This window comes from Psychrobacter sp. AOP7-B1-25 (assembly GCF_052376195.1).
Classification (GTDB): Bacteria; Pseudomonadota; Gammaproteobacteria; order Pseudomonadales; family Moraxellaceae; genus Psychrobacter.
In genome coordinates, this window is sequence record NZ_JBQSVK010000045.1 from 1 (window position 1) to 782 (window position 782).

1 protein-coding gene is annotated in these 782 nt (G+C 45.5%); it reads right to left on the reverse strand.

The window, feature by feature from the left end; all coding sequences use genetic code 11:
* On the reverse strand, positions 1–689 hold a 689-nt coding region (locus ACT3QR_RS13905; protein WP_444521874.1), incomplete at its 3' end, for an IclR family transcriptional regulator.
* Positions 690–782 lie beyond the last annotated feature (93 nt).

A 782-nucleotide genomic window follows, 5' to 3' on the forward strand; every position in this document is an offset into this window, starting at 1 on the left:
ACGCCAACTGCGACTGCTAATATGTCAGTAGAAAAATCCCCAGCAGACACGGTATAGCCATACTTTTCATACTGCTCTGTCGCGCTGGCTAGAGAACTTTGTGCATGGTCGTATTCTTCAATAGACAAATTCTCTTGTAGATTACTAATGATGACTGCCTGTCTAGATTGCGAGCTTGCTGCATAAAAAGCCCGTCCAATCGCAGTGCGTGCAACGGGCACCGCTGAGCCAACCTGTAAGTTGACAGATAGGCGAGCAGGACTACGACAGCAGGCGTGGTAGCGCATTTCTCCTTCGACTTCAGTCGCCAGATTCACTGATACTTCATTCTCAACAGCGAACTGCCGTAATAGTGGTTCAGCTGCTGCCACCATATCGTGACGACTCCATGCGGTTGCACTGAGACGCACAGCGCTACTGCCCAGTTGATACTGTCCGTGCTCAGTGATACGTAAAAACCCAAGCGTCGTTAAGGTATGAATAAGGCGAGTAACGGTTGCCTTTGGTAGTGCTGTCATCTGACATAGCTGCTGATGGGTGAGCCGCTCATCATGTTCAAAAGCTGCGAGTATCGTCAGTCCACGACCTAGTGCCGTGACGAACTGTCGATCGTTTTCTCCCTTATTTTGATTCATGATTTCATGTATTTTTTTTAATAGTGGGGTAGATGTTGATAAGGGTTTTGTCATTTTATACTCATCTTTTTTTAATAAAGGTTTACAGCGCGGCGAAAGTTTGATTAAATAGTTTTAATTTATGAAACCAAGTTTCACATAGCGGAA